At 68.9% G+C, this 25,448-nt stretch carries 27 protein-coding genes; 15 read left to right on the top strand and 12 right to left on the bottom strand.

Going from position 1 to position 25,448, the window contains the following annotated elements; all coding sequences use genetic code 11:
• The first annotated feature begins 22 nt into the window (after positions 1-22).
• Complete coding sequence (locus AB2U09_RS11560; RefSeq protein ID WP_459192874.1) at positions 23-1,684, top strand: outer membrane protein assembly factor BamB family protein; 1,662 nt, start codon at positions 23-25, stop codon at positions 1,682-1,684.
• Positions 1,685-1,691: 7 nt separating this feature from the next.
• Here AB2U09_RS11560 and AB2U09_RS11555 read toward each other — a convergent pair whose 3' ends face one another.
• The 8 genes from AB2U09_RS11555 to nikR form a co-directional block, all read right to left on the bottom strand.
• On the bottom strand, positions 1,692-3,623 hold the full coding sequence (locus AB2U09_RS11555; protein WP_459192873.1) for a PINc/VapC family ATPase: 1,932 nt from the start codon (positions 3,621-3,623) through the stop codon (positions 1,692-1,694).
• An 86-nt stretch (positions 3,624-3,709) separates the two neighbouring features.
• On the bottom strand, positions 3,710-3,910 hold the full coding sequence (locus AB2U09_RS11550) for a DUF8106 domain-containing protein (RefSeq protein WP_459192872.1): 201 nt from the start codon (positions 3,908-3,910) through the stop codon (positions 3,710-3,712).
• A gap of 145 nt (positions 3,911-4,055) precedes the next feature.
• On the bottom strand, positions 4,056-4,757 hold the full coding sequence (locus tag AB2U09_RS11545) for an ABC transporter ATP-binding protein (RefSeq protein ID WP_459192871.1): 702 nt from the start codon (positions 4,755-4,757) through the stop codon (positions 4,056-4,058).
• On the bottom strand, positions 4,754-5,554 hold the full coding sequence (locus AB2U09_RS11540) for an ABC transporter ATP-binding protein (protein WP_459192870.1): 801 nt from the start codon (positions 5,552-5,554) through the stop codon (positions 4,754-4,756). Before AB2U09_RS11540 ends, AB2U09_RS11545 begins: the two co-directional genes overlap by 4 nt.
• Positions 5,551-6,693: an ABC transporter permease subunit gene (locus tag AB2U09_RS11535; RefSeq protein WP_459192869.1), complete on the bottom strand. Its 1,143-nt coding sequence runs from the start codon at positions 6,691-6,693 to the stop codon at positions 5,551-5,553. The genes AB2U09_RS11540 and AB2U09_RS11535 overlap by 4 nt, the downstream gene beginning before the upstream one ends.
• Positions 6,683-7,633: an urea ABC transporter, permease protein UrtB gene (gene urtB / locus AB2U09_RS11530; RefSeq protein ID WP_459192868.1), complete on the bottom strand. Its 951-nt coding sequence runs from the start codon at positions 7,631-7,633 to the stop codon at positions 6,683-6,685. Before urtB ends, AB2U09_RS11535 begins: the two co-directional genes overlap by 11 nt.
• Before the next feature lie 2 nt (positions 7,634-7,635).
• Positions 7,636-8,943 carry an urea ABC transporter substrate-binding protein gene (locus tag AB2U09_RS11525; RefSeq protein WP_459192867.1) on the bottom strand — a complete coding sequence of 436 codons (1,308 nt, stop codon included), beginning with the start codon at positions 8,941-8,943 and terminating at the stop codon, positions 7,636-7,638.
• Between the two features lie 380 nt (positions 8,944-9,323).
• Positions 9,324-9,734: a nickel-responsive transcriptional regulator NikR gene (nikR, locus tag AB2U09_RS11520; RefSeq protein ID WP_459192866.1), complete on the bottom strand. Its 411-nt coding sequence runs from the start codon at positions 9,732-9,734 to the stop codon at positions 9,324-9,326.
• Positions 9,735-9,874: 140 nt separating this feature from the next.
• On the opposite strand from nikR, the gene AB2U09_RS11515 reads away from it, so the two are divergent.
• The 11 genes from AB2U09_RS11515 to AB2U09_RS11465 all read left to right on the top strand — a co-directional run bounded on the left by AB2U09_RS11515 (position 9,875) and on the right by AB2U09_RS11465 (position 18,083).
• Positions 9,875-10,513 carry an energy-coupling factor ABC transporter permease gene (locus AB2U09_RS11515; protein ID WP_459192865.1) on the top strand — a complete coding sequence of 213 codons (639 nt, stop codon included), beginning with the start codon at positions 9,875-9,877 and terminating at the stop codon, positions 10,511-10,513.
• Positions 10,513-10,830 (top strand): PDGLE domain-containing protein, encoded by a 318-nt coding sequence (locus AB2U09_RS11510; RefSeq protein WP_459192864.1) that lies wholly within the window; start codon positions 10,513-10,515, stop codon positions 10,828-10,830. The genes AB2U09_RS11515 and AB2U09_RS11510 overlap by 1 nt, the downstream gene beginning before the upstream one ends.
• 12 nt (positions 10,831-10,842) lie before the next feature.
• Positions 10,843-11,637, top strand: a complete 795-nt coding sequence (gene cbiQ, locus AB2U09_RS11505; RefSeq protein ID WP_459192863.1) for a cobalt ECF transporter T component CbiQ — start codon at positions 10,843-10,845, stop codon at positions 11,635-11,637.
• Complete coding sequence (locus AB2U09_RS11500; protein WP_459192862.1) at positions 11,634-12,458, top strand: energy-coupling factor ABC transporter ATP-binding protein; 825 nt, start codon at positions 11,634-11,636, stop codon at positions 12,456-12,458. The genes cbiQ and AB2U09_RS11500 overlap by 4 nt, the downstream gene beginning before the upstream one ends.
• Before the next feature lie 159 nt (positions 12,459-12,617).
• Positions 12,618-13,061, top strand: coding sequence for an urease subunit beta (locus AB2U09_RS11495; protein WP_459192861.1), 444 nt, complete (start codon positions 12,618-12,620; stop codon positions 13,059-13,061).
• A complete protein-coding gene (ureC, locus tag AB2U09_RS11490; protein ID WP_459192860.1) occupies positions 13,058-14,776 on the top strand; it encodes an urease subunit alpha in 1,719 nt (572 codons plus the stop codon). The genes AB2U09_RS11495 and ureC overlap by 4 nt, the downstream gene beginning before the upstream one ends.
• Positions 14,777-14,785: 9 nt before the next feature.
• Positions 14,786-15,142, top strand: coding sequence for an urease subunit gamma (locus tag AB2U09_RS11485; RefSeq protein WP_459192859.1), 357 nt, complete (start codon positions 14,786-14,788; stop codon positions 15,140-15,142).
• Entirely contained in the window at positions 15,139-15,762 is a 624-nt protein-coding gene (ureG, locus tag AB2U09_RS11480; RefSeq protein ID WP_459192858.1) for an urease accessory protein UreG, read from the top strand. The genes AB2U09_RS11485 and ureG overlap by 4 nt, the downstream gene beginning before the upstream one ends.
• Position 15,763: 1 nt before the next feature.
• Positions 15,764-16,777 carry an urease accessory protein UreD gene (locus tag AB2U09_RS11475; RefSeq protein ID WP_459192857.1) on the top strand — a complete coding sequence of 338 codons (1,014 nt, stop codon included), beginning with the start codon at positions 15,764-15,766 and terminating at the stop codon, positions 16,775-16,777.
• Positions 16,777-17,397 carry an urease accessory protein UreE gene (locus AB2U09_RS11470; RefSeq protein ID WP_459192856.1) on the top strand — a complete coding sequence of 207 codons (621 nt, stop codon included), beginning with the start codon at positions 16,777-16,779 and terminating at the stop codon, positions 17,395-17,397. The genes AB2U09_RS11475 and AB2U09_RS11470 overlap by 1 nt, the downstream gene beginning before the upstream one ends.
• Positions 17,394-18,083, top strand: a complete 690-nt coding sequence (locus AB2U09_RS11465) for an urease accessory protein UreF (RefSeq protein WP_459192855.1) — start codon at positions 17,394-17,396, stop codon at positions 18,081-18,083. Before AB2U09_RS11470 ends, AB2U09_RS11465 begins: the two co-directional genes overlap by 4 nt.
• A 7-nt stretch (positions 18,084-18,090) precedes the next feature.
• Here AB2U09_RS11465 and AB2U09_RS11460 read toward each other — a convergent pair whose 3' ends face one another.
• The 3 genes from AB2U09_RS11460 to AB2U09_RS11450 all read right to left on the bottom strand — a co-directional run bounded on the left by AB2U09_RS11460 (position 18,091) and on the right by AB2U09_RS11450 (position 20,367).
• Positions 18,091-18,684 (bottom strand): DUF6438 domain-containing protein, encoded by a 594-nt coding sequence (locus tag AB2U09_RS11460; RefSeq protein WP_459192854.1) that lies wholly within the window; start codon positions 18,682-18,684, stop codon positions 18,091-18,093.
• Positions 18,685-18,692: 8 nt separating this feature from the next.
• Positions 18,693-19,253, bottom strand: coding sequence for a DUF6438 domain-containing protein (locus tag AB2U09_RS11455; RefSeq protein ID WP_459192853.1), 561 nt, complete (start codon positions 19,251-19,253; stop codon positions 18,693-18,695).
• Positions 19,254-19,353: 100 nt separating this feature from the next.
• Complete coding sequence (locus AB2U09_RS11450) at positions 19,354-20,367, bottom strand: DUF368 domain-containing protein (protein ID WP_459192852.1); 1,014 nt, start codon at positions 20,365-20,367, stop codon at positions 19,354-19,356.
• Between the two features lie 645 nt (positions 20,368-21,012).
• On the opposite strand from AB2U09_RS11450, the gene AB2U09_RS11445 reads away from it, so the two are divergent.
• Positions 21,013-22,143: a M20 family metallopeptidase gene (locus AB2U09_RS11445; RefSeq protein WP_459193271.1), complete on the top strand. Its 1,131-nt coding sequence runs from the start codon at positions 21,013-21,015 to the stop codon at positions 22,141-22,143.
• Between the two features lie 46 nt (positions 22,144-22,189).
• The gene (locus AB2U09_RS11440) at positions 22,190-22,840 is read left to right on the top strand and encodes a DUF192 domain-containing protein (protein WP_459192851.1); all 651 of its coding nucleotides are present in this window, start codon (positions 22,190-22,192) and stop codon (positions 22,838-22,840) included.
• Position 22,841: 1 nt separating this feature from the next.
• On the opposite strand, the gene AB2U09_RS11435 is transcribed toward AB2U09_RS11440, so the two are convergent.
• Complete coding sequence (locus AB2U09_RS11435) at positions 22,842-23,264, bottom strand: DUF2062 domain-containing protein (RefSeq protein WP_459192850.1); 423 nt, start codon at positions 23,262-23,264, stop codon at positions 22,842-22,844.
• Positions 23,265-23,874: 610 nt separating this feature from the next.
• Here AB2U09_RS11435 and AB2U09_RS11430 point away from each other — a divergent pair.
• Positions 23,875-25,395, top strand: coding sequence for a carboxypeptidase M32 (locus tag AB2U09_RS11430; protein WP_459192849.1), 1,521 nt, complete (start codon positions 23,875-23,877; stop codon positions 25,393-25,395).
• Positions 25,396-25,448 lie beyond the last annotated feature (53 nt).

The raw sequence follows: 25,448 nt of genomic DNA, 5'->3' as shown, positions 1-25,448 counted from the left end.
TACAGGAGTTCCCGACAGTGGTATGGCTTCGGACGACGGGGAGACCGGCCAGCGAATCAAGCGGCGAACGGTCCTCAAAGCGGCGGGCATCGCGGTCGTCGGCGGCGTCGGGGCTGTCGGCCCGGCGAGCGCACATCGGATGCAGTTCTTCGGGTGCAGCGAGGTCTGTACCGACACCGACGGGAACTTCGCGGTCGTCAGCGTCGACGGCGGCTACGAAGGGCGAGAACTCGCGGCAGCAGCGGGCCGCGACGACGTCGCGTGGACCCACGACAACACGTACTGCTACGAGGCGGCGGCCGACGAGGCGATCGTCGGATTCGTCGAAGAGGACGTCTACCGCGGGGACGAGCGGGCCGACGACGGCTGCACGCTCTGTCTGAACCCGAACGACTGCGCCGACGAGCACTACGACGATCCGCAGGAGATCGTCGACGACCTCGACGAGGACGACGTCGGCGTCTGCGTCGGGAAACTCTCCGTCGGCGACTGCGACATCACCGGAGCGCCGGCCGACGAAGACGGGGGCGGGGACGGAAGCGAAGACGAGGACGGCGGCGGCGCGTGGCCGATGACGGAGTTCGACGCCCGGCGGACGAACTTCAACCCGGACGCGTCGGGGATCAGCGGAGAGCCCACCGTCGACTGGGAGTACGACCTGCCCGCGACCGAGAACCGCGGGTTCGACCATTCCGCCGCGGTCGCGGCCGGCGGGTCCGTCTACGTCGCCGAGACGACGGGCGCGCCTGGAGTACGACTCCTCTCGCTGGACGCGACGGACGGGTCCGTCGAGTGGGAGGCGACCTACGACCGCGGCGAGCGGATATACACGCGAGCAGTCCACGATGGCGTGGTGTACGTCCACCTGTGGCACAATCCGCCGGAGAACGTCGACATGGGGGACGTCGTCGCGATCGATGCGGCGGACGGCAGCGAACTGTGGCGAACGACGATCACAGGGTACGACGTTCTCCTCGACGATCTGGTCGTCTCTGACGGCGTGTACACCGTCAACAGCGGCGGTGGCGCTCACGTCCGGAAGCTCGACCGCGAATCGGGCGAGCAGCAGTGGGAAACGTCGTTCTCGTTCTACCCGTACATCCACCTCGCCGTCACGCACGGGCGCGTCTACGTCGTCGCATCGGATATCACCGCACTGGACGCCGACAGTGGCGAGATAGCGTGGCAGGTCGAGTCCGGGACTCCAGATCCCCAGTCGCTCATCGCCGGTGAGGAAGCGATATACGTGTACTACGGCGGCGGTGGACCGAACACGCTCCGGAGGTTCGACGCCGAGACCGGCGAGACGGAGTGGACGCGCGACCAGCCCGAGAGGTTCCAGACGCAGGTGCTCGCCGACGGACTGCTTTACAGCGGCGGTGCGGACGAGGTTCAGGTCGTCGACGCCGAAACGGGCGATCTCGCGGAAACGTTCGACGAGGGGTTGATCCCGGAGGCCGCGACCGAAGACACCCTCTACGGCTTCGCGGACGGATCGACCGGCGCCCCGCTGAAGGCCCTCGACCGGGACACCGGAGAGTTGCGCTGGCAGATCGACGATGCGTCACACGCGGGCTGGACCGGGGAGTGGATAGCCGGCGACATCCTGGCGCTAGACGAGACGGTGTACGCTCCCGGTGCGGACGGAGACGCGCTCGTCCGACTGACCGGCGACGAGGAATAGGGACGGATTACGACGGCGAGACGGTGATCGTCTTGCCGCGGTCGATCGCCCGTTCGAGCTCCTCGGCGATGGCCGATCCGCGGGAGACCTGCACCTCGCCGCCGCGGGAGACGGTCGCGGTGAAGAGGTACTCGCCGTCGGCCTGCACCTCGACGGTGTCGCCCTCGTAGCCGTTCATCGGGATGACGACGTGCCGGGAGGTGATCTCGGGCGTGACGATCTCGCCGCCCGCGCCGCCAGTCGAACTGCCACCTGCGCCGCCTCCCCCACCTGCGCCGCCGCCGCTTCCGCCGGGACCGCCGCTGGCGCCCTGCGGACGCTCGTCGAGCGTGCGGACGTCGATGTCGATGCCGAGGCGGTTCTCGACGTCGGAGATGCGTCCGCCGCCCTTGCCGATGACCGCCGAGATGTCGTCGTCCTCGACGTAGACGACCGCGGTGTTGGGGTTCTTGATCTCGACCTCGACGTGGCCGTGGGCGATAGCTCGAATTTCGCGCTCGACCTCCTGTTTGGCGATGCGCTCGGTGCCGCTCTCGCGGCCGGCGCCGCCGTCGGCGGCGTTCTCGCCGAGCGGGACGGTGACGACCTGCCGGTTGAACGTGTAGATCTCGTAGGCGGGCTGGCCCGTCTCGAAGTCGCGGATCATGATGACCGGGCGGGCCAGGTCCTCCTCCATCAGCCCCTCGGGGACCTTGACCTCGGTCGTGACGTCGTAGACGGTGTCGACCTCGCCGGCCTCGATGTAGACGACGGTGTCGACGACCTGCGGGATCATCCCGAGTTCGACGCGGCCGACGAGGCGCTGGAGCGCGTCGATGGCGCGGGTCGCGTGGACGACGCCGACCATGCCGACGCCCGCGAGGCGCATGTCCGCGAACACCTCGAAGTCGTCGGTCTTGCGGACCTCGTCGTAGATGGTGTAGTCCGGCCGGACCATCAGCAGCGAGTCGGCCGTCTTGGCCATCGAGCCGCCGAGTTCCGTGTACTGGGTGATGTTGTCGCCGACTTGGAGGTCCCGCGGCTTCTCCATGGTCTTGACCGCGAAGTCCGAATCGGCGAGGAACTCCGCGACGGCCTGGGCGAAGGTGGACTTACCGGCACCGGGCGCTCCCGAAATCAGGACGCCGCGCTGGTGTTCGAGCAGTCGCTCGCGGAGTTCGTCGGCGTGCTCGTAGTCGTCCAGATCGGTCTTGACGATGGGCCGGACTGCGGTGATCTCCAGTTTGTCCGAGAACGGCGGTCGCGCGATGGCGATGCGGTACTGGCCGAACTGGACGATGGTCATGCCCGGTTCGTCGAGTTCGACGAACCCCTCGGCGCTGGCGCGGGCGGAGTTCTCGATGTCCTGGGCCCACTCCTTCAGATCGCTCTCGGTCGAGACCTCGTCGCTGATGGTCTCGTAGTGCATGTCGCCGATCTCGCCGCGCTTGGCCATCGGCGCGACGCCCACCTTGAGGTGGAGGCTCATCGTCGTCTCGTCGAAGAACTGCTCGATGTCGAGCGACTCCGAGTCCCGGCCGCGCGGTTCGAGATAGAGCACGTCGAGGCCCTTGGCCTTCGCGACCTCGCTCTGGACGACGTCACTGGTGACGAGGGTGGCGTCGTGCTCGTCGGCCAGATCGCGGATGATAGCGTCGATCTTCCCCTCGCCGGCCTCGCGCTGCTCGACCTCGGCGGGGCGGCGACCGACGTACTCGACGGTCACGGTGCCCTCGTCGTGGAGTCCGGCGAGCCGCTGGAGTTCGGCGAGCCCGTCCCAGCCGCTCTCGCGGCCGTCGTTGGCCTGTGCTTCGAGTTCGCCGACGACCGCCTCGGGGACGTAGACGGTGGCGCCGGCGAATCCCTCGCCGACCGCCTCCGAATCGGGGTCGGCGTCGGCCTCGATCTGCTCGGACACGCGGCCGTCGATGACCACGCTCGTGTCCGGGACGATGTTCATACCGCGTCTACGGCCGCCCGCCGTGAAAAGGCCCCTGATGTGCGGGGTGGACGACCCCGACAGTCAGGTGTCCGGTCCGGGGTCCGTCAGGCGTACTGCGGCAGTTCCGCCCGACTGCGGGTGGTGATAACGGTCTCGCAGTCGGGGCACTCGTAGGCGACGCCCTCCGCGCGCTCGCGGAGGTTCCAGTCGCCGTTCGTCTCGCTCTCGTGTCCACACTCCGGGCAGAACAGCACCGCTTTCCGGGAACGACCGGGCCCGGGCGTGGACGGGGTGTGGACGCTCACTGTATCCGGAGGTAACGACTGGACACTGATAACCCCTTTTGCCCATTATCATTCGGTAGAGACCTCGAAAGTCGTGAAATGGGATACCACACCGCGGCGAGCAGGCGGGCGAGCGCTCCGGATTCCGGTCGACGCGACGCGCCGGTCAGACCGCGAGGTAACTCGCGATGGTGTCCTCGTCGGCCAGCGCCTCCGCGCCGAGTTCGTCAACGATCTCGCCGCGTTCCATGGCGTAACAGCGGTCGGCCATCGAGCGGATGACACCGAGGTTCTGCTCGACGAAGAGGATAGTCGTCCCCAGTTCCTCGTTGATGGCGCGCATGTCCTCGCTGATCTGGTCGACGATCGAGGGCTGGACGCCCTCCGAGGGCTCGTCGAGCAGAAGCAGATCGGGGTCGGCGACCAGCGCCCGCGCGATGGCGAGCATCTGCTGCTGGCCGCCCGAGAGCGTCTCGCCGTCCTGATCGGCGCGCTCCTCCAGCACGGGGAACAGGTCGTAGACCTCCTCGTAGCGCGTTTCGTCGCTCCCCGCGTTGACGTGCTCGCCCATCTTCAGGTTCTGCTCGACGGTCAGTCCGGGAAAGATGTCCCGTCCCTGCGGGATGTACCCCATCCCGGCGCGGGCGCGCTCGTCGGCCGACTGCCCGGTCACGTCCGTCCCGCGGTAGGCGACGGTCCCCTGGTCCGGTTCGAGGAGCCCGATGACCGTCTTCATCAGCGTCGTCTTGCCGACGCCGTTCTTCCCGACGACGCCGACGATCTCTCCTTCTTTGACGGACAAGTCGACGTTCCGGAGCACCGGCGCGTCGTAGCCGACGGTCACGTCGGCGAGTTCGAGGAGCGTCACTGTTCTCCCCCCAGGTAGATCCGCCTGACTTCCGGGTCGGCCTCGATCTCCTCGATGGAGCCCTCGCGGAAGATATCGCCCTGGTGGAGGACGGTGACCGTGTCGGCGATCTCGCCGACGAAGTCGGTGTCGTGTTCGATGACGACGAAGGCGATCCCCTCCTCGCGGTTGAGCCGCTTGATCCGCTCGGCGATCTCCGACCGCTCGTCGACCGAGAGGCCGGCGACCGGCTCGTCCAGCAGGAGCAGATCCGGCTCGAGCGAGGCGGCCATGCCGATCTCCAGTTGCTGTTGCTGGCCGTGCGAGAGGGTGCTCGCCTCGACGTCCTCGTAGCCCGCGAGGCCGGCGTCGGCGATGGCCTCGTCGACGCGCCGGCGGCGCTCCTCGCCGTCGGCGAACTGCTGGATCGGCAGGCGGGCGTTCTCGCGGACCGAGAGGTCGCCGTACACCGAGGGCACCTGGAACTTCATGCTGATCCCGTTGCGGACCCGCTCGTTGGGCGCGAGGTCCGTGACGTCCTGCCCGTCGTAGTAGATGCTGCCCTCCGAGGGGGTCAGCGTCCCGACGACGAGGTTGAGCAACGTCGACTTCCCGGCCCCGTTGGGACCGATCAGACAGCGCAGCTCGCCCTCGTCGACGCTGAAGTCGACCGAGTCGGTGGCGGTGAACCCGCCGAAGCGTTTGACGAGGCCGTCCGTCTGCAGCAGGGTATCGGTGCGCGGCCCCGTGGCCTGTCCGGCCGGGGTCTCGCGGATGTTCGGGTCGCTGACCTCGCCGCCCGCGTCGGCTTCGCTCACGAGTCGGTCACCTCCCGGGGCGTGTCGGGATTGTCGACATCCGAGCGGGCCTGCAGGAGCCACTCGTAGAGCGCGACCAGGCCGGGGACGGCCCCGCGGGGCAGCGCGAGGATAAACACGAGCAGGAGCGCGCCGAGGACGACCAGCGCCGCCTCGCCCTCGATGGACAGCCGGAAGTACTCGATGCCAATGGTGGCGATCACGGCGCCGAGCAGGCTCTTGCGGCCGCCGATGCTCACCCAGATGACAGGCAGCGTCGCGAACCACAGCTCGAACACCCGCGGGCTGATGTAGACGTTTCGGGCAGTGAAGAGCACGCCCGACAGCGCGGCCAGCGCGCCACCGGCCGTGAACGTGAGCAGCTTGACCCGCTTGACGTCGTAGCCGAACATCTGGGTGCGGTCCTCGTCCTCGCGGACGGCGACCATCACGCGGCCGAAGTCGGAATTGACCAGCGTACGCAGCCCCAGATACGCGGTCACGAGGGCGACGAGCGCGAGGTAGTAGAACGGTTCGAACTCGAACAGACCCAGGAACGTCATCTCGTTGTACCGGAACTGGAACGAGAACAGCCCCTCGACGCCCAGCCTGAGCGGCGGGATGCCCGGCATCCCGTTGAACCCGCCGAGCGGCGCTTCGCCGATGGTCCACTCCGAACCGGCGGTCTGGGACATGAACGTGTACAGCACCATCGTCGAGACGAGGGTGATGATGGTGACGTAGACGTCGCGGACGCCGCCGTAGAACATGAAGTAGCCCATCAACGCGGCGGCGAATCCCCCGAGGACGACGCCGAGGATCGCGCCGGCGGTGATCCCGGTCGCGTCCTGCAGGTTGATCGAGACGATGCCGAAGGTGTAGCCGCCGACGCCGAAGAAGACGACCTGCCCGAAGCTGAGCACGCCCGAGTAACCCCAGACGAGCGACAGCGACAGCCCGAGGATCGCCAGCACGAGGAACAGCGCGAACTGCTCGCCGTTGCCGACGGCCGGGTACAGCGCGAGCGCGAGGACGGCAACGGCGAAGCCGGCCCAGAAGCCGCGGGAGTTGCCGATCGTGTTCGGGCCTTCGAGGCGGCCGCGGACGCGGGCGATGGGGCCGCGGTCGGTCGTCGCGGTCCCGGTCGACTCAGTCGCCATCGCTGGCCTCCTGTCGGCGGCTCTGCACCCGCTCGATGAACCCGGTGATCCCGCCCGGCAGGAACCGGAGCGCGAGCATCGCGGCCAGCAGCAGGGCGATGCGGCCGAACGTCGTCGAGTCGGTGACGTTCGTGACCGTCGCGCTGATGGCGCCGAGGACACCGCCGGACAGCGCCGTCCCGAGGACGACGCTCGGGCCGCCGACGACGACCGCGACGAACGCCTCGATGAGGAACCCGTCGCCCAGCGTCGGCTGCATCGCCCGGATCGGGGCGTACAGCGCGCCGGTCAGGCCGGCCAGTCCCGACCCGATCCCGAAGGTGAGCATGTACGTGCGCTCGGTGTCGACGCCGAGCGACTTGGCGGTCTGCTCGTCGGCCATCGTCGCACGGACCCGCGTGCCGAAGGTCGTGCGCGTGAACACGACGTACGCGGCCACGAGGACGAGGACGCTGATCCCCGCGAGCACGAGCTGATAGGTCGCGTAGGAGAACTGCCCGTAGGAGACGTTCCCGAACGGCGTCCCGACCGTATCGAGGTTGTTCCCGAAGGCGATCCGGGCGCCCTGGACCATGACGAGACTGAGGCCGAACGTCGCGACCATCGAGTCGGCCAGCCGGTCGTACAGCGGTTCGATCAGGTCGCGGCCGACGGTCCGCTGGCCGATCCAGTTGGGGACGAACCCCGAGATGATCGTCCGCTCGACGACGATGCCGAAGCCGGCGGTCAGGAGCGTGCCGACGACCATCGCGACCGGGAGCGGGAGGCCGAGGCGCGTGACCGACAGGGTCGTCGCGTACGCCCCGACGAGGATGAACTCGCCGTGCGCGAGGTTGATGACGCCCATGATCCCGAAGATGACGGCCAGCCCCGCCGCCGCGAGCACGATGAGCGCGAAGCTATCGAGGAACTGGAACGCGAGGTTCAGGCCGTTGACCATCCCTACTCGGCCTCCTCGAAGTAGTCGACCGGCGTGTACTGAGTCTGTTCGGACTCCTCGGGGAGGTTACAGCCGACCGTCTCCGAGAGGAACTGCTCGGGGATCTTCCGGTCGGTGACGGCCTCGACGTTGTGCTCCTCGTCGGCGCGCATGACCCACATGTGGTGGTCGACGTGGTGGGTCGCGCCGTCGAGTTCGATCGTCTCGCCCTCCGGCGCTTCCGGCGCGCGCTCGGTGCCGAGGCTGATCCCGGATTCGAGCGCCTCGATGACCTCCGGCTGTTCGGTCGTCCCGGCCTGCTCGACGGCCGCTTTGTACATGTACGTCGAGAAGTAGTTGGTCTCGGCCTCCTCGTTGACGTACTCGCCCTCGTCGGGGTACTTCTCGTAGTAGCGGTCGACGAGGCCGCCGTCGCTCGTGTTGCTCTTGGTCGGGACCTCCTCCATGTAGTTGACGCCCGCGTAGACGTTGGCGAGCGCCGGCGCGTCCAGCCGCCTGTGCTCGTAGCCCTGGGCCATCGCCGTCGAGGTGCCGATGGGCACGTCCAGCCCCGCCGAGGCCTTCTGCTCGTAGAAGGACGCGTGGTTCGCGCCGACGAGCATCGACATCACGAAGTCGGGGTCGGCCTGCTGGATGTTGTTGATGACCGAGCCGAAACTGGACTCGCTGAGCGGGATGAACTCCTCACCGACGATGTTGGCGTCGTTCTCGTCGGCCAGCACGCGCACCCAGTCGGCCGACAGCTGGCCGAAGTTGTAGTCGGCCGCGATGATATAGATGTCCGGCCCGAACTCCTCGCGCAGGTAGGGGAGGACGCTGCCGAGTTGCTGTCGCGCGGTCGGCCCCATCGCGAAGGTCGTCTCGTCGCAGACGCCGCCCTCGTACTGGGTCGTGTAGAAGTACAGCTGTTGGTTGCGGTTGATGATCGGCCGGATGGCCTCGCGGGTCGCCGAGGAGTAGCCCGCCCAGAGCGCGTCGACGTTCTCCTCGTTGATGAACTCCCGCGTGAGTTCCTGGTAGCGCTGGTTGTCCGACTGCGGATCCCGCGTCACCGGTTCGATCTGCTTGCCGTCGATGCCGCCGTTGTTGTTGATCTCCTCGATGGCGAGCATCGACGCCCGGTACTTCGGCGTCCCGTTCAGCGCGAAGTTGCCCGACTGGTCCTCCAGTACCCCGATCTTGACCGTGTCCGAACTGCTCGCCGTGTCGGTCGTCGCGCCCCCGGTCTCCGAGCAGCCGGCCAGCCCGGTGACCGTCGCCGCTCCGGCGGCGGTCACGAACTGCCGGCGGCTGATCCCATCGCCGCTCATTCGTCCGCACCCCCGAAGTTACGATCCGCATTATTCTCGGCCGCCACTGAACTATTTCCACCACTGTACCGGAACATACCCGCACGAGCGTCCATCATATTCGTACGTCCCTTCGATTTCGCAGATGCCCAATAAGGGTTTGCACTCCCGTATTATAGATGTCCAATACCCTTGCCTTGGATATTAGGATATGTTAGGTCGCAGCGGAATTAGTTGATGTTCGAATAGTATCCCGCAGAATATTTTGAACGTAGTGTTTTCTGGATTCCCACGGAAATCGAGCCGCGATGGCGGTCGCGAATCGATCCACGGGCGGAAGTGACAATGAATGAACGATCAGAACGAGCGGGCAGATTCGATCTGACGGAGATCCGGAGTGATCACTCGTCGACGACGACGACCTTCACTTGCTGGACGCCTCCGATGGCCCGCAGTCGGTTGGCGAGTTCGGTGATGTCGCCGGCAGACCCCTCGACGACGAGCGTCTCCATGCACGTGTCGTGGGAGAGGTGGATGTGCTGGACCGAGGTGATCGCCTCGGCCATCTCGTGCTGGACGGTCTGGAGTTCGTCGGCGATGCCGTCGACGTGGTGGTCGTGGACGATCACGATCGTGCCGTGGTGGCGCGCGTCGCCGCCGCGCTCCCACTCGTAGTCGGCGAAGAAGTCCCGCAGCGAGTCGCGGATCGCCTCCGACCGGCTGTCGTACTCCCAGTCGTCGACGATGCCGTCGAGGCGCTCGACCATCGACGCCGGGAGCGTCAGGCTGATGCGGTCGATGTCGTCTCCCATGCCCCCGGCTAGGACGGACCGCGTAATATGAGTGGCCACCCGCCGTCGCGGGCGCGAACTGCGATCCCACCGCCCGGACCGCACCGAGTAATACTGCACGATGAGAAAATATTATCCGTCGCGGCGGGGAGCGGACAGGTATGCACATCCCGGACGGGTACGTCGACCTGCCGCTCGCGCTGCTGTTCGGCGCGCTCTCGATCGCGGCCCTGAGCTACGCCGCCCGGCGCGTCGGCGGCGAGATCTCGGACGCGCAGGCGCCGCTGCTGGGCGTCGTCGCCGCGGGGATATTCGCGGCACAGATGCTCAACTGGCCGATCCCCGGGGGGACGAGCGCCCACTTCGTCGGCGGGGCGTTCGCCGCGATATTGCTCGGTCCGCACCTCGGCGCGCTCGCGGTCGCGACCGTCGTCTCGATCCAGGCGCTCGTCTTCGGCGACGGCGGCCTCCTCGTCCTCGGCGCGAACGTGTTCAACATGGCCGTCGTCGAGGTGTACGTCGGCTACGCGGTCTACCGCGCGGTCGCCCCCCACGGCGAGTTCCGCGCCGCTTTCGCCGCCGGCTGGCTCGGCATCACCGCCGGCGCGCTCACCGCCGGCCTCCAGCTCGGCCTCTCCTCGGCGTTCAAGTACGAGGTCCTGAGCACGCTCGCAGTGATGGGCGGCGGCCACCTCGCACTCGGCCTCGTCGAGGGGGCGATCACCGCCGTCGTCTACCGCTATCTGGTCGACGCCCGACCCGACCTGCGACCCGAGACGACCCCGGAGGTGAGTGCCTGATGGCGCCGGAGTGGGCTCCCGAGTGGCTCCCGCGGGCGCTCGCCGTCCTGCTCGTCCTCGCGCTGCTCGCGCCGGTGTTCGGCTGGGCGGCGGCGGAGGTCGGCTACGCCGAGCCGCTGGAGAACGCCGCCGAGGCGACCGGCGCGACCGAACACGCCGAGTCGGTCGACGCCGCGCCGTTCCCGGACTACGGCGTCCCCGGGCTCGGGGGCGCCGCGGGCACGTTCGTCTCCGCGGTCGTCGGGACCGGACTGACGCTGCTGGTCGCGCTCGGCCTCGGCCGCCTGCTCGGGACCGACGCCGACGGGTCGGCCTGACGCTCGATCCCGATGGCTCGCATCGACCCACTCGATCGGACGCTCGCCGCGCTGGCCGACAGCGCCCGCTGGTTCCTGCTCGCCGAGGACGTCCCCCAGCGACCGGGTTTCCTGCAGGCGGTCGCGCCGAGCGTCAAGCTCGTCGGCCTCGTCGCGCTCGTCGCGCTGACGGTCACTCGCCGAGACCTGCCGACCGTCGCGGCGATGGCCGGCCTCGCCGTCGCGCTCGCCGCCGTCTCCCGGGTCCCCGCGCGGACCTTCGCGGGTCGACTCGCCGGGCCTCCGGCGTTCGCGCTGGTCGCCGTGGCGCCGCAGGCGCTGCTGATGGGCGGTCCGACGCTCGGGTCGACCCCGCTGTCGGCCGCCGGCGTCGAGTACGTGGCCGTCTTCACCGTCCGCGTCGCGGCCTGCGTCGGCTTCCTCTCCCTGCTCCTGCTGACGACGCCGTTCGCGGACGTGCTCGCGGGCCTCCGCCGGCTTCGCGCCCCGGCTATCGCCGTCTCGCTGCTCGCGATCACCTACCGCTACCTCCTCCTCTTTTTCGCCGAACTCGAACGGATGGTGCGAGCGCGGCGGAGCCGGACGGTGACCGACCCGGACCTGCGGCGGACGTGGCGCGACTCGGGCAACTTCCTCGGGACCTTCCTCCTGCGGAGCGTCGAGCGGGGCGAGCGCGTCCAGCGCGCCGCGCGGGCTCGCGGGGGCAGCGGCACGACCCCGATCCGCGCCCGGGAGACTCCGGGCGCTGCCGACGCCGCCTTCGGGCTGGTCGTCGCGGGCGCCGTGCTGGGAGTGGTCCTCGCGTGACCGACGCGGACGGGAGCCCAGCACCGGCCATCGATGCGAAGGGTCTCCGCTACGCCTACCCGGACGGGACCTCCGCGGTCGACGGGGTGGACGTGACCGTCGCCGACGGCGAGCGGGTCGCGCTGCTCGGCCCGAACGGGGCCGGCAAGTCGACGCTCCTCCAGATCCTCGGCGGGCTGATCGAGCCGGACGCGGGGACGGTCCGGTACTTCGGGGAGACCGACGACGCCGACGCCGTCCGCGACCGGCTGAGTGTCCTCACGCAGGACCCGGCAGATTACCTGTTCAACCCGACGGTGCGCGAGGATCTCGCCTACGGCCCCTCTCAACAGGGTCTGCCCGACGGCGAGGCCGACCGGCGCGTCGAGCGCGTCGCCGACCGGCTTGACCTCGGGGAACTGCTGGAGAAACCGCCCTTCCGGCTCAGCGGCGGCGAACAGCGGCGGGCGGCGCTCGCGAGCGCGCTGACGGTCGAACCGGACGCGCTATTGCTTGACGAGCCGGTGAGCAACGTCGACGCCGCCAACCGGTCGACGATCCTCGACCTGCTCGACGACCTGTCCGCCGAGGGAGTCACGCTCGTCGTCTCGACGCCCGAGACGGAACTCGTCCCGCACGTCGCCGACCGCGTGATCCTGCTCGACGCCGCCGGACGAGTCGCCGCGACCGGCCCCACCCGCGAGATCCTCACCGACGTTGAGTTGTTGACCGACTGCGACCTGCGGCCCCCGCAGGTCGTCCGCCTGTTCGACGGACTGACCGACGACGTCCCGCTGACCGTCGCCGCGGCCCGCGAGCGGCTCGCCGGCGACGACAGCTGATCGATCTCCGAATTTCTCGGCGTAGAATCGGACGAACGGTGTAGTATTCGAGGGCGCGCGGTGCTATTTGCGCCGAAGGGAACCGGCTTGAGGTGGGTCGCCAAATAATCGCGCAGATGATCGACTATCAGGCGCAACTGTCGACGGACGTGGTACGGCATGGATGACGACGCCGTCCCCGGGGAGGTGATCCCCGGCGAGGAGCCCGTGACAATAAACGAGGGTCGCGAGACCGTGGAGGTGACGGTCGGCAACGCGGGGGATCGCCCCGTGCAGGTCGGGTCGCACTTCCACTTCTTCGAGGCCAACGCCGCGCTGGAGTTCGACCGCGAGGCCGCCTTCGGCAAGCGCCTGAACATCCCCGCCGGCACAGCGGTCCGGTTCGAACCCGGCGACGAGCAGACGGTCGAACTCGTCGCCATCGGCGGCAAGCGCGTCGCCCACGGGATGAACGGCCTCGTGAACGGCAGCGTCGACGGCGATGCCGCCGCGGCCGTCGAGCGCGCCGAGCGACAGGGGTTCGGCGGTATCCCGAGCCAGGCCGGGAAACTCGACGACGAGGACAAACCCGGCGACGATTCCTCCAGAGGTGACGCGCCGTGACTCGCGAGGTCGACCGTGAAGCCTACGCCGAACTGTACGGGCCGACAGAGGGCGACCGGGTCCGCCTCGGCGATACCGAACTGTTCGTCGAAGTCGAGGAAGATCTCCGGACGCCCGGCGACGAGGCGGTCTTCGGCGGCGGGAAGACCCTCCGCGACGGCCTCGGGCAGTCGCCGGGTACCACGCAGGAAGAGGGCGCACTGGACTGGGTGCTGACGAACGCGCTCGTCATGGACCCCGTACTGGGGATCGTCGCCGCGGACATCGGCATCCGCGACGGCGAGATCGCAGGGATCGGCAAAGCCGGCAACCCCGACACGATGGACGGCGTCGACATGGTCGTCGGCCCCTCGACGGACGTCTACCCCGCAGAGGGGAAGATCGCCACGCCCGGTGGGCTGGACATCCACGTCCACTTCAACTCGGCGCAGTTGCCCGACCACGCGCTGGCCTCCGGGATCACGACGATGCTCGGCGGCGGCTACGGCGGCGGCGCGACGACCTGCACGACCGGGCCGAAGAACGTCGAGCGCTTCCTGCAGGCCGCCGACGAGTGGCCGGTCAACGTCGGCTTCTACGGGAAGGGCAACGCCTCCAAGCCGGGACCCCTCCGCGAGCAACTCGAAGCGGGCGCCTGCGGGCTGAAACTCCACGAAGACTGGGGGTCGATGCCCGCCGCCATCGACACCTGCCTCGACGTGGCAGAGGAGGAGGACGTGCAGGTGTGTATGCACACGGACACGCTCAACGAGGCCGGGTTCGTCGAGAACACCTTCGCCGCCGTCGACGGGCGGACGATGCACCTGTTCCACATCGAGGGGGCCGGCGGCGGCCACGCGCCGGACATCATGGAGATGGTCGGCCAGCCCAACATGCTGCCCTCGTCGACGAACCCCTCGATGCCCTACACGGTGAACACCTTCGACGAACATCTGGACATGGTGATGGTCTGTCACCACCTCAACCCCGACGTGCCGGAGGACGTGGCCTTCGCCGAGTCTCGCGTGCGCGCGGAGACCATCGGGGCCGAGGACGTGCTCCACGACGAGGGCGCCATCTCGATGATGACCTCCGACTCCCAGGCGATGGGCCGGCAGGCCGAGGTCGTCTCTCGGACCTGGCAGACCGCCTCGAAGATGAAGGCCCAGCGCGGCCCCCTCCCCGAGGACGAGGCCGCGGACACCCGCGACGACGCCGACAACGTCCGCGTCAAGCGCTACCTGGCGAAGTACACCGTCAACCCCGCGATCTCGGCGGGTATCGACGAGTACGTCGGGACGCTCGAACCCGGCAAGCTCGCCGACGTGGTGCTGTGGGATCCGTCCTTCTTCGGGGTCAAGCCCGCGATGACGTTCAAGGGCGGGTTCCCGACGTACTCGGAGATGGGCGAGGCCAACGGCTCGCTGATGACCTGCGAGCCGATCAAACAGCGCCCGCGCGCCGGCGCCATCGGCAAGGCGAAACACGCCCTCTCGCTCTCCTTCGTAAGCCCGGCCGCCGCCGAGTCTGGCGTCGGCGAGGAGTACGGTCTCGACACGCCCGTCGTCCCCGTCTCGGGCGCTCGGACGCCCGGGAAGGACGACATGCACTACAACGACTACTGCCCCGACGACATCGAGATCGACCCCGAGACCTTCGAGGTGCGGGTCGACGGCGAGGTCGTCTCGTGCGAACCGAGCGAGGAAGTCCCCCTCGCACAGCGGTACATGCTCTAAGATCCCACGATGAACTTAACACCCAAAGAACAGGAGCGGTTGACGGTCTTCATGGCCGCTGAGCTCGCCCGGCGCCGCAAGGAGCGCGGCGTCAGGCTGAACCACCCAGAGGCGGTCGCGTACGTCTCCGACTGGTGCGTCGAGCGCGCCCGCGACGGCTGGTCGGTCGCCGACATCCGCGCCGAGGCCACCCAGCTGCTCGACCCCGACGACGTGATGCCCGGCGTCCCCGAGATGGTCGACATGATCCAGGTCGAACCCGTCTTCCCCGACGGCACGAAGCTCGTGACCGTCCACGACCCGATCCGGTCGACGGACGCGGCGGAGTCGTCCAGCGACGGTTCCACGGAGGAGGCCGACTCGTGAGCCTCACCCACCGTGACGTGGCGACGGTCGGCATCGGCGGCCCCGTCGGCTCGGGCAAGACCGCCCTGGTCACCGAACTCGTCCCGCGACTGCGCGACGCGGGCCTGGACGTGGGCGTCATCGCCAACGACGTACTCACACAGGAGGACGCCGACGCGCTTCGCGAGCGGTTCTCGGGCGTCGTCCCGCCGGACCTCGTCGAGGGGGTCGAGACCGGCGCCTGCCCGCACACCGGCATCCGCGAGGACCCGTCGATGAACCTCGCGCAGATCGACGACTTCCTCGCCGACCACCCGGAGCTGGATCTGGTGATCGTCGAGAGCGGCGGCGACAACCTCGCGGCCACGTTCAACCCGGAACTCGCCGACTACTCGCTGTACGTCATCTCGGTGGCGGAGGGCGAGGACATCCCGCGCAAGCGCGGCCCCGGTGTCGTCGACTGTGACCTGCTCGTCATCAACAAGACCGACCTCGCTCCCCACGTCGACGTGGACCTGGACGTGCTCGAATCGGACGCCGACGAGGTCCGCGACGGCCCGTTCGTCTTCACGAACTGCAAGGCCGGCGAGGGGATCGAAGAGGTCCGTGAGCACGTCAGCGAGAGCGTGCTCTTCGCGTAAGATGGCGGCCGACAGCCCGGATACCGGGGAAGAGCCGCCCGACGGCCCTCCGGCGCCGCCGAGCCGCCGCGACGAGACTGCCGACGAGCCGCCGCACCCGGCGTTCGCCGAGTACGCGACCGAGTCCGTCCCCGCAGCGGCCGTCGGCTCGCCCGGCAAAGCCGGTCGGCTCGAACTCCGGTTCGAGGTCGACGGGACCGGCGAGACGAACCTCGTCCGGGATCTGGCCCGGGCGCCGTTCCACGTCAGCGGGACGCTCGGCCACGACCCGCTCCCCGAGGCGGAGACGGTGTACGTCCAGTCGCCCACCGGCGGTGTCGCGCAGGGCGACCGCCACGACGTCGACGTCGCGGTGGGCGCCGACGCCGTCGCCCACGTCTCCACGCAGAGCTCACAGAAGGTGCTCTCGATGGCGCGCAACTACGCCGCCGCGGACGTGTCGTTGTCCGTCGGGAGCGGCGGCCACCTCGACTACGTGCCCGAGCCGACGATCCTCCACGAGGACTCGCGGTTCTTCCAGGGGATGGACCTCGACGTGGCCCCCGACGCGAGCGCCGTCGTCGGTGAGGTCGTGGTCCCCGGTCGACTCGCCCGCGGCGAGCGCTTCGCGTTCGAGCGGTACCTCTCGCGCCTGCGCGTCCGCCGCGAGGGCCGCCTGCTCGTCGACGACGCGACGCACCTCCGGCCCGACGAGGCCGACCCGTCTGCCGTGGGTGTCATGGGCGAGTTCGCCGTCCTCGGGACGCTGTACGTGCTCGTCCCCGCCGACGGCGTCGATCCGGAGGCGCTGAGCGACCGGCTCCACGAGGTCGCGACGGACACCGCGGAGTCGAACGTGGCGGACAGCGACGACGCCGTTCGCGCGGGTGCGACGCACCTCCCGAACGACGCCGGCGTCGTCGTGCGCGCACTCGGCCACCGCGCGGAGACGGTGACGGCCCCGCTCCGCGCGGCGTGGGACGAGGCAAGGACCGAATTGCTCGGCGTCGGCGCCCCCGACTCCAGGAGGCCCTGATGCTGGTCGCCGAGGAGTTCGTCGGGACGCTCGACGACGACGCGGTCGCCGAGCGCGTCGACGCGGGCGACCCCCTCATCGTCGCCGTCGACGAGACCGAGCGCCGCCGCTCGCGCTTCCGGACGACCGCCGACGACGGGACCGATCTGGGCGTCGTCGTCGCCCGCGAGCTACGCGACGGCGACGTGCTCTCGACCGGGGACCGGCTGGTCGTCGTCTCGCTCGAAGCTATCGAGGCGATGGCGATCGACTTCGGCGGTGTTGCCGCTCCAGACCGCGCGGCAGTGACGACCGCGCTCGAACTCGGCCACGCCGTCGGAAACCGCCACTGGGATCTGGCGGTCGAGGGCGAACGCGCCTACCTCCCGCTCGCCGACAGCCGCGAGCGGATGGAGGCGACTGTCGAACCGCACCTCCCGGACGGCGCGACGATCGAGTACGACGAGGTCCCGCCGACGCTGTTCGACAAGGGCGACGGGGCTGACCACTCTCACAGCCACGGCGAAGACGGCCACGCGCACAGCCACGGTGAGGGAGACCATTCACACTCCCACGATCACGGCGTGCGGTCGCTCGACCCGAAACCGGGTGGCAATTCCGACGGAGGTGAGGACTCGTGAGCGACGAGGCGACCCTCGAATCGCTCCGGCTGGCCGACTCGTTCCTCCCGGTCGGGACCGACAGCGTCTCCTACGCGCTGGAGCAGTTCGTCGCGGCCGACCGGGTCGAGAAACCCGGGGACCTCCGAGACCTCGTGGAGACGGTCCTCCGACGCCAGCACGGTCGGGCGGACCTGGTCGCGCTCCGAGCAGCCCACGCTGCGGCAGCCGAGGGCGATCTGACCGCGGTCGAACGCGCGGACCGGCGGCTCACCGCCGTCACGCTGGCTGCGGAGTTCCGCGAGAGCTCAGAGCGGACCGGCGACCGGTTGCTGGCACTCCAGCGAGATCTCCGGGAGGACGACCTGCTGGAGGCCTACGGCGAGGCCGTCGACGCCGGCGAGGCGCCCGGCAACTACGCCGTCGCGCTCGGCGTCGTCACCGGGCTGGCCGGCGTGGCCGTCCGCGAGGCGTGCCTGCTGGCTTGCCACGAGTTCGCGACGGCCCAGCTCGGCGCCGCCCAGCGGCTCATGCGGCTCGGTCACACCGACGTTCAGCGCGTCCTCGACGACCTCCGGCCCGCGATGGTCGACGCCGTCGAGGAGAGCGCGGATCGGTCACTCGACGACATGACGCCGTTCGCGCCGCTGGTCGACGTCCGCTCGGCCGAACACGAGCGGGCCGGCCGGCGGCTGTTCCTGAGTTGACCGGCGGTCACCTGCAGAACGGCATCCGTTCGTACAGCGCTCGGCCGTCTCCCGCGAACTCGTTGTCGGGGCTGTCACCGATACGCGGTCGCGCGTTCGTTCGGTTTACCAAGGTCGACTCGAGTGCGGAGAGGTCCCCTGTCGACTCCGACGGCCAGGGATGGACGTAGGTGACTCTTTTCGACCGGTTTTCGATCCGCACCGTCAACTGCTCGAAGTGCGCTTCGCCGTCGCCGCCTATCTTCTCGCCCTTCGCGAAAAACTCAGTACGGTACGACGCGTTCAGGACCGCAGTGACGTTCCGCTGGGGAACCTCGTACCGGTGGATCCCGGTCGCGTTCACGTCTTTCACGCCCGCGAAGTAGACGGTCCCGTTCCCGCAGAGTTCAACGGCGAATGCCGAGCAGGTGCCACCGCAGATATGCGATTCGTAGCGGATCGAGACGTTCTCGATCTCGCCCGGATAGTCGGGTATCCCGGATCGTTCACCGAGCGCTTCCGCGGACGGTGTGGCAGTCCCACTACCGAAGACGCCACCCCCGAGACACCCCGAGAGCACGAACAGGCCCGCGAAGCAGACTGTGAGGGCAGAACGTCGCATCGGAACACTCACGAGCAGAATGGTCGACGCTCTTCGATCTCTTCGTATCGCTCGTCTTCGATGTCGCGGTCGCCACCGCGGATCAGCGGCGCGACGGCGGCTCGTTCGAGGAGCGTCGCCTGGAACTCGCCAAGTCGCTCCGGCGACGTCCCCCACGACGAACCGTAGTCGCGGACGCTGTGAGAGTCGTTTCCGACTCTGACCCGCGTCCACCGCGAGGAGATGTCGTCCGCCTGCGCGGGGTAGCTCTCGTTGAGCGCGAAGAAATCGGCGCGATAGGAGGCGTTGAGCACCGCGGTCGCGTTCGACTGCGGGACGCTGTAGCGGTGGAGCCCGGTCGCGTTCACGTTCGCGAACCCCGCGTAGAACACCGTCCCGTTGCCACAGATCTCGACCGAGAACGCCGGACAGCTCCCGTTGCAGAGACCGTTGCGGTACTCGATAGCGACATCGTCGGCGTCGTCGGGGTAGGCGGGTTCGGCCGGATCGTCGACGAGTCGCTCTCCGAGGACCCCCTGACAGCCGGCGAGAAGCACGAGGGCAGCCAGGGCGGCGAATGCGGTGCGCATGGCCGAACGTCACCGGGAAAAGGGGATAACCTGCCGGACTATCAAACGGTCGTTTGATCGGGTCGTGAGACGGGCTTCGAGAGCGCCTCCGTTCGACCGCTCAGACCGCGTCGAGGTCGATGTCGACGGCGTACCAGTCGAGGGCCAGGACGATGGCGGCGCCGACGACGGCAGCGCCGGCGAACGCCTGGATAGTCGGCGTGTTCCAGACCACGTCGTACTCCTCGCCGCCGAGCGTCACGACGGGGGCCCGTAGCGCGCCGAGGACGAGGGCGACGAGGAAGGCGAGCGTCACTTCGCGGTTGGCGTCGAGCGCGCGGCGGATGATCCGGGAAATGGTGAACAGGCCGACCAGACCGCCGCAGACGAACGTGACGACGACGGTCCCGTGGTCGACGACCGGTGCGATTCCGTCGCCGGTCACCGCGCCGGCCAGCGCGCTGACGAACTCGCTCAGCGTCGTCGACATCCGCTCGTACTGGCTGAGGATCACGAGGACGAGCGATCCCGAAATCCCGGGGAGGATCATCGCGCTGATCGCCAGCGCACCCGCACCGAACACCACGAGCAGCCCGCCGGACTCCAGCACTTCGCCGTACCCGGAGACGACGAACGCGACCGCGAAGCCCGCGATCGCCGCGGCGATCTCGGGGATCGTCCGGACCGTGACCGCTCGAAAGAGGATCACCGCGGACGCACCGATCAGGCCGAAGAAGAACCCGAAGAGGAGGACCGGCGCGGCCTCGTTGGCAATGTCGACGATCCGCGTGACGACGACGACTGCCGAGAGAATACCGGCGAGCAGCGCGATCAGGAACCAGCCGTCGACCTCCTCGAGGACGGCGGCGGCGCGGTCGAGCGACACGCCGCCGTCGAGCGGTGTGAGTGCGCGGACGCCGTCGACGAACCGACCGGGCGTAACGGCGGTGATCGCGGCGATGAGGCGCTCGTAGACGCCGGCGATGAGGGCGATGGTTCCCCCGGAGACACCTGGCACCGCGTCGGCGGTCCCCATGAACAGGCCGATGATGAACGTCTTCGCCCACTGGCGTACCGGTGGGATCGACTCGCGGAGCGACACCTCGTCGCGCGCCCGTTCGGGGGCCGTTGTCATTGGAGTTACGTTGGACGAAAGGTCGGAAGTCTCTTGTGGAGGTGAGCGTCGAATGGCCTCGGCCGGCCTCGACGGCCGCGGCCGATCGATGTGAGTGGTACCGGTCCGGCGACCGACAGGTCCGGGGGGTGGAGCCCGGACCCTGCCCGCGTCCGGACGGGTCAGGTTCGGAGCGGGTGTGGATTCGGAGTGGGTCGGATTCGGAACGGAAGTGGATTCGGAGTGGGTGTGGATTCGGAATGGCTTCGGAGCCCGCGCGTCGCGTCGGGCGACAGTACCGGGATACGGTCACCGGTGCGACCGGCCGTCCCGTCGACGGCCAGACGACACCGGTACCCCCCTTCCGGCGTGACAGGCCCGGTCGACGCATCGGACTCGACTGAGACCATCCCATCTCGGATTGAGTTGTGCAGTAATGTAAAACTTACTGAAAGACATGACTGAAAAGTATTACAAACAACACGTTTGTGCCCCGGACGACGGTCGTTCCGTACCGACCGTTCCGGCGGGTCGAATTTGACAGTATCGACGTGAGCCGATCCCGGTCGACGGATCAAGTCGATGGCAGCAGGCGTGGCCGCCGCGGAGGCGCCCACAGGGGTCGAACCGCGAGGGTTGAAGTCCGCGCGGGTCGACGACGGCAGTATGGACGTGGCCGAACTCGCTCGCGACCTCGTGTCGATCCCCAGCCACGAACGCGAGGCGGCGGCGGGCGACTTTCTCGCAGACTGGCTCCGCGATCACACCGACGCGACCGTGGCGCGCGACGACGCCGGCACCGACGAAGGCCGCGGCGGGAACGTCGTCGCCCGGAAGGGCTCGGGTGAAACCACGCTCGCGCTCGTCGGCCACCACGACGTAGTCCCGCCGGACGACTCGCAGGTCGGCGACGACGGCCGCTACGTCGTTCGGGAGTCCGGCGGGCGCCTCCACGGGCGCGGAAGTGCGGACATGAAGGGAGCCGTCGCCGCGGCACTGGCGGCCTTCCGCGACAGCGAACCGCCCGAGGGCGTGGAACTGGTCTTCGCGTCGTTCGTCGGCGAGGAGGTCGGGGGCGTGGGCGCGCGGGCGGCCATCGACCGCGGATTCGAACCGGACTACGCCGTCGTCGGCGAGGGGTCGACCGGCTACTCCGCCCCCGGCGTCACCGACGTCGCCGTCGCGCACAAGGGGCGGCGCGGGTCCACGCTCGTCGCCGAGGGCAGCGCCGCCCACGCCAGCGAGCCCGAGGCCGGTGAGAACGCCATCTACCGCGCGACCGACGCCGTCGACGTGGTGCGCGACCTCGACTTTCCCGAGACGGAGGTGCTCGGCCACGACCTGTCGGGCAGCGTCGCGGTCACGGAAATCGGCGGCGGGAGCGCGTGGAACGTGATCCCCGAGCGCTGTGAGGTAACGGTCGACGAGCGGACGGTGCCCGGCGAGCGCGCCCCGCTGGAGCGCGCCGAGGCGGTCGAGGGCGTCACCTGGACCGTCGATCAGGACCTCCCGCCGATGGCCTGCGACGACTCCACGTTCGCCGACACGGTGCTCGCGGCCGCTCGGGACGCGCAGGCCGCCGAACCCGCCGATTCCCCGGGCGACGGGACGCCGGAACAGGTCGTCAAACCCCACGCGACCGACGCCGGCTGGCTCGCCGGGGCCGGGACGACGTGCGTGGTCTGCGGCCCCTCGGAACCCGGCGAAGCTCACACCGACAGCGAGAGCGTCTCCCTCGCCGTCCTCGACCGGTGTTACGACATCTACCGCGGCGTCGCCGAGTCCTGGTCGGGGTGAGTGTGGGTAGCGTCGTTCTTATCAGTCGATAGCTCGAACGAAGCGTATGCGACGTCGATCGTTTCTCGCGGCGTGTGCCGCCGTCGGCGCGACGGGCTGTCTGGGGAACGGCTCGGGGACCGACGGGGACGCCGGCGGCGGGACGGCGACGAGCGAGTCCGCGGCCGATCCGACGGCATCGCCGACCGAGACCCCCACAGGCACGCCCACGCCGACGGAGACGCCTGCACCGACGGAGACACGGACCTCGGCTACCACGACGACCGCATCAGCGTCGGCGACGCCGACGGGAACCCCGGTGTTCCCCGGGTACGACACGGCCGAAGTCCGGGTGAGGACGCCCGACGGCGAGCAGCTGGGGGCCGTCACCGCCGCTATCGCCGACACCGGCGACCTGCGGTACACGGGACTCAGCGACACCGAGTCGCTGCCCGAGGACCGGGGGATGCTGTTCGTCTACGAGGAGGTCGGCGACCACACCTACGTGATGCGCGAGATGGACTTCGGCATCGACATCGTCTACGCCGACGACGAGGGCGTGATAACCCGGATTCACCACGCGCCCGCGCCTGGACCCGACGAAAACGGCGAGAACCAGACCTACCCCGGTCGCGGGCAGTACGTGCTGGAGGTCAACAAGGGCTGGACGACGGAACGGGGCGTCGAGGAAGGCGACGAATTGCGGTTCGAACTGTAGGTCACTGGCGGCGCCGGTGGACCGTCAGCGCGGTCCGGTAGGCGACGACGTAGCTGACCACCGCGAAACCGACCGCGAGGATCACGTTCCCCACGAGCAATCGGACGAGCACGGCGGCCCCGGCGTCGAGCCCGATGTCGGCGCGGCTGACGCCGGGGATCGGGCCGAGCACTCGCGCCCCGACGAGGAAGCTCGCGACGTACACCCCGCCCTTCGTCAGCGGGTTCAGGATTAGGACCGCGGCGGACAGCGCGAACCTGCTCGCCCACTCGAATCGATACCCGGCCCACGCGAACAGCGGGACGACGGCGCCGAGGTTGGGAAGCGTCGTGAGGAATATCCCGGAGGCGAAACTCGCCGCGATGAGCCCCGGCGAGTGGTCTTCAGCGAAGGCTACCCGCAGTGCGCCCCGAATCCGCTCCACGTGACCCGTGACTCGCCTCGTGACCATCGGGTGGTCGCAGCACAACAAGGTGCCGAACCGTGATGAATCATACGCCGCCGGACCGAGAGAGCCGACGACGCGAGCGACGTAACAATCCACCGTGGCGCGCGCTGTCGCGCGTTTCATCGCGCGACAGTAGTCGTGCGAGGGATGAGCACCGCACGTCGCAGGCGCGCGGAGCGCAATCGGTTGAGGAGGGTGTGGCCGTCTGCGGCGCTGTGCGGGGCTGTGCTGTCCTGGCGGACTGAAAGGGCGAGGCGGGCTCGCGTTCATGTAGTCGCCTGAGCGGGCACTATCCGCGCGGGCGGTGCCGAGAGCGCGGATATCCCGCGCAGCGACCGCGAGCGCGGATATCCCGCGCAGCGACCGCGAGCGCGCCGAGGGCTTTCATCGCTTCCTGTCGGTAGTAGTCCAATCGATCGCTAGCGAGCGCGTCGAGGGCGTTCCTCGCCCGGCGGCGAGTGCAGACGCTCTCACGCAACGTCTGCACCAACTAACACAACCAGAAACAACTGCAACAGGGGAACGCCGTACCGATCCCAGCGTTTCGATCCGTGATTTGATACGGTACGGGGCGCAACCGTGGGGTATGGCAACCGAACCCTCCGAGTCGGACGCCGAGTCCGCGCCCGAGCCCTACCCGGAGTTCGAGGAACACGTCAAACAGCTCACCTACCTCAACGACGCTGGCGGGGTCCTGGGCTGGGACCAGCAGGTGACGATGCCCGAGGGGGGCACGCCCGCCCGGTCGAAGCAGTCCTCGGCGCTGTCGGCGGTCACCCACGAGCGGCTGACCGACGACCGTGTCGGCGAGTGGCTTGACGAACTCGACGACGCCGACCTCGACGAGCAGCGGCGGGCGGTCGTCCGCGAGATCCGCCGCGAGCACGAACGCGCCGTGAAAGTCCCCGAGGAACTGGTCACGGAGATCTCCGAGACCTCCTCGAACGCCCTGCCGGTCTGGGAGGAGGCGAAGGCCGAGGACGACTTCGACGCGTTCGCGCCGACGCTGGAGAAGATGATCGAACTCAAGCGCGAGTACGCCGAGGCCATCGACCCCGACCGGGACCCCTACGCCGTCCTCTTCGAGGACTACGAGCCGTACCTGGGCCTCGACACCGCCGAGCGCGTGCTGGAGCGCCTGCGCGAGGAACTCGTCCCGCTCATCGACGAGATCGAGGACAGCGACGTCGAACTGGCCGACCCGTTCGCCGGTAGCGAGTATCCCGAAGACGATCAGGAAGAGACCGTCCGCGCGGCGCTGGACACCCTGGGGTACGACTGGGACCGCGGGCGACTGGACACCGCCGCGCACCCCTTCTCGACGGGGACGCAGTTCGACGCGCGCGTGACGACTCGCTTCGACCCCGCGGACCCGATGGGCGCCATCGGGTCGACGATCCACGAGTTCGGTCACGCCACCTACACGCTGGGGCTGCCCGACGAGCACTACGGGACGCCGCTGGGCCAGTCGCGTGACCTGACGGTCCACGAATCGCAGTCACGGCTCTGGGAGAACCACGTCGGCCGCTCGCTGCCCTTCTGGGAGCACTTCGCCGGCACCGTCGAGGACAACCTGGGCGTCGACGCCTCCCCGCGGGCGTTCTACGAGGCGGCCAACCAGATCTACCCGGACAACCTCATCCGCGTCGAGGCCGACGAGCTGACCTACCACATGCACATCATCCTCCGGTTCGAGATCGAACGCGACCTGATCTCGGGCGACCTGGACGTCGAGGAAGTGCCGCAGGTGTGGAACGACAAGATGGAGGAGTACCTCGGCGTGCGACCCGAGACCGACAGCGAGGGCTGCCTGCAGGACATCCACTGGACCCACGGCTCGCTGGGCTACTTCCCGACGTACTCGCTGGGGAGCGTGCTCGCGGCCCAGCTGTACGCCAGCGCGGAAGAGGACATCGACGACCTGGACGGGACGGTTCGCGCCGGCGAGTTCGACCCGCTGCATGAGTGGCTCACCGAGAACGTCCACCGCCACGGCTGCCGCTACGAGACCGACGACCTCGTGCGCGAGGCGACCGGCGAGGGCTTCACCGCCGATTACTTCGTCGACTACGCAACCGAGAAGTTCGGCGCACTCTACGACCTCTGAGGGTGCCCCGCAGTTTCAGACGCAATAATCGGGAGCGTACTTTTTAGGAGGGG

The organism is Halosimplex yunnanense, from assembly GCF_054504345.1.
This window is presented reverse-complemented; position numbering and strand designations above follow the sequence as displayed.

What these genes read in the sequence shown, in the direction of transcription:
- AB2U09_RS11560 (WP_459192874.1), top strand. Translation starts at nt 23, where the DNA reads ATGGCTTCGGACGACGGGGAGACCGGCCAGCGAATCAAGCGGCGAACG.
- AB2U09_RS11555 (WP_459192873.1), bottom strand. Translation starts at nt 3,623, where the DNA reads ATGAACATCGTCCCGGACACGAGCGTGGTCATCGACGGCCGCGTGTCC.
- AB2U09_RS11535 (WP_459192869.1), bottom strand. Translation starts at nt 6,693, where the DNA reads ATGGCGACTGAGTCGACCGGGACCGCGACGACCGACCGCGGCCCCATC.
- urtB (WP_459192868.1), bottom strand. Translation starts at nt 7,633, where the DNA reads ATGGTCAACGGCCTGAACCTCGCGTTCCAGTTCCTCGATAGCTTCGCG.
- AB2U09_RS11525 (WP_459192867.1), bottom strand. Translation starts at nt 8,943, where the DNA reads ATGAGCGGCGATGGGATCAGCCGCCGGCAGTTCGTGACCGCCGCCGGA.
- nikR (WP_459192866.1), bottom strand. Translation starts at nt 9,734, where the DNA reads ATGGGAGACGACATCGACCGCATCAGCCTGACGCTCCCGGCGTCGATG.
- AB2U09_RS11515 (WP_459192865.1), top strand. Translation starts at nt 9,875, where the DNA reads ATGCACATCCCGGACGGGTACGTCGACCTGCCGCTCGCGCTGCTGTTC.
- AB2U09_RS11510 (WP_459192864.1), top strand. Translation starts at nt 10,513, where the DNA reads ATGGCGCCGGAGTGGGCTCCCGAGTGGCTCCCGCGGGCGCTCGCCGTC.
- cbiQ (WP_459192863.1), top strand. Translation starts at nt 10,843, where the DNA reads ATGGCTCGCATCGACCCACTCGATCGGACGCTCGCCGCGCTGGCCGAC.
- AB2U09_RS11495 (WP_459192861.1), top strand. Translation starts at nt 12,618, where the DNA reads ATGGATGACGACGCCGTCCCCGGGGAGGTGATCCCCGGCGAGGAGCCC.
- AB2U09_RS11485 (WP_459192859.1), top strand. Translation starts at nt 14,786, where the DNA reads ATGAACTTAACACCCAAAGAACAGGAGCGGTTGACGGTCTTCATGGCC.
- AB2U09_RS11475 (WP_459192857.1), top strand. Translation starts at nt 15,764, where the DNA reads ATGGCGGCCGACAGCCCGGATACCGGGGAAGAGCCGCCCGACGGCCCT.
- AB2U09_RS11470 (WP_459192856.1), top strand. Translation starts at nt 16,777, where the DNA reads ATGCTGGTCGCCGAGGAGTTCGTCGGGACGCTCGACGACGACGCGGTC.
- AB2U09_RS11460 (WP_459192854.1), bottom strand. Translation starts at nt 18,684, where the DNA reads ATGCGACGTTCTGCCCTCACAGTCTGCTTCGCGGGCCTGTTCGTGCTC.
- AB2U09_RS11455 (WP_459192853.1), bottom strand. Translation starts at nt 19,253, where the DNA reads ATGCGCACCGCATTCGCCGCCCTGGCTGCCCTCGTGCTTCTCGCCGGC.
- AB2U09_RS11450 (WP_459192852.1), bottom strand. Translation starts at nt 20,367, where the DNA reads ATGACAACGGCCCCCGAACGGGCGCGCGACGAGGTGTCGCTCCGCGAG.
- AB2U09_RS11445 (WP_459193271.1), top strand. Translation starts at nt 21,013, where the DNA reads ATGGACGTGGCCGAACTCGCTCGCGACCTCGTGTCGATCCCCAGCCAC.
- AB2U09_RS11440 (WP_459192851.1), top strand. Translation starts at nt 22,190, where the DNA reads ATGCGACGTCGATCGTTTCTCGCGGCGTGTGCCGCCGTCGGCGCGACG.
- AB2U09_RS11430 (WP_459192849.1), top strand. Translation starts at nt 23,875, where the DNA reads ATGGCAACCGAACCCTCCGAGTCGGACGCCGAGTCCGCGCCCGAGCCC.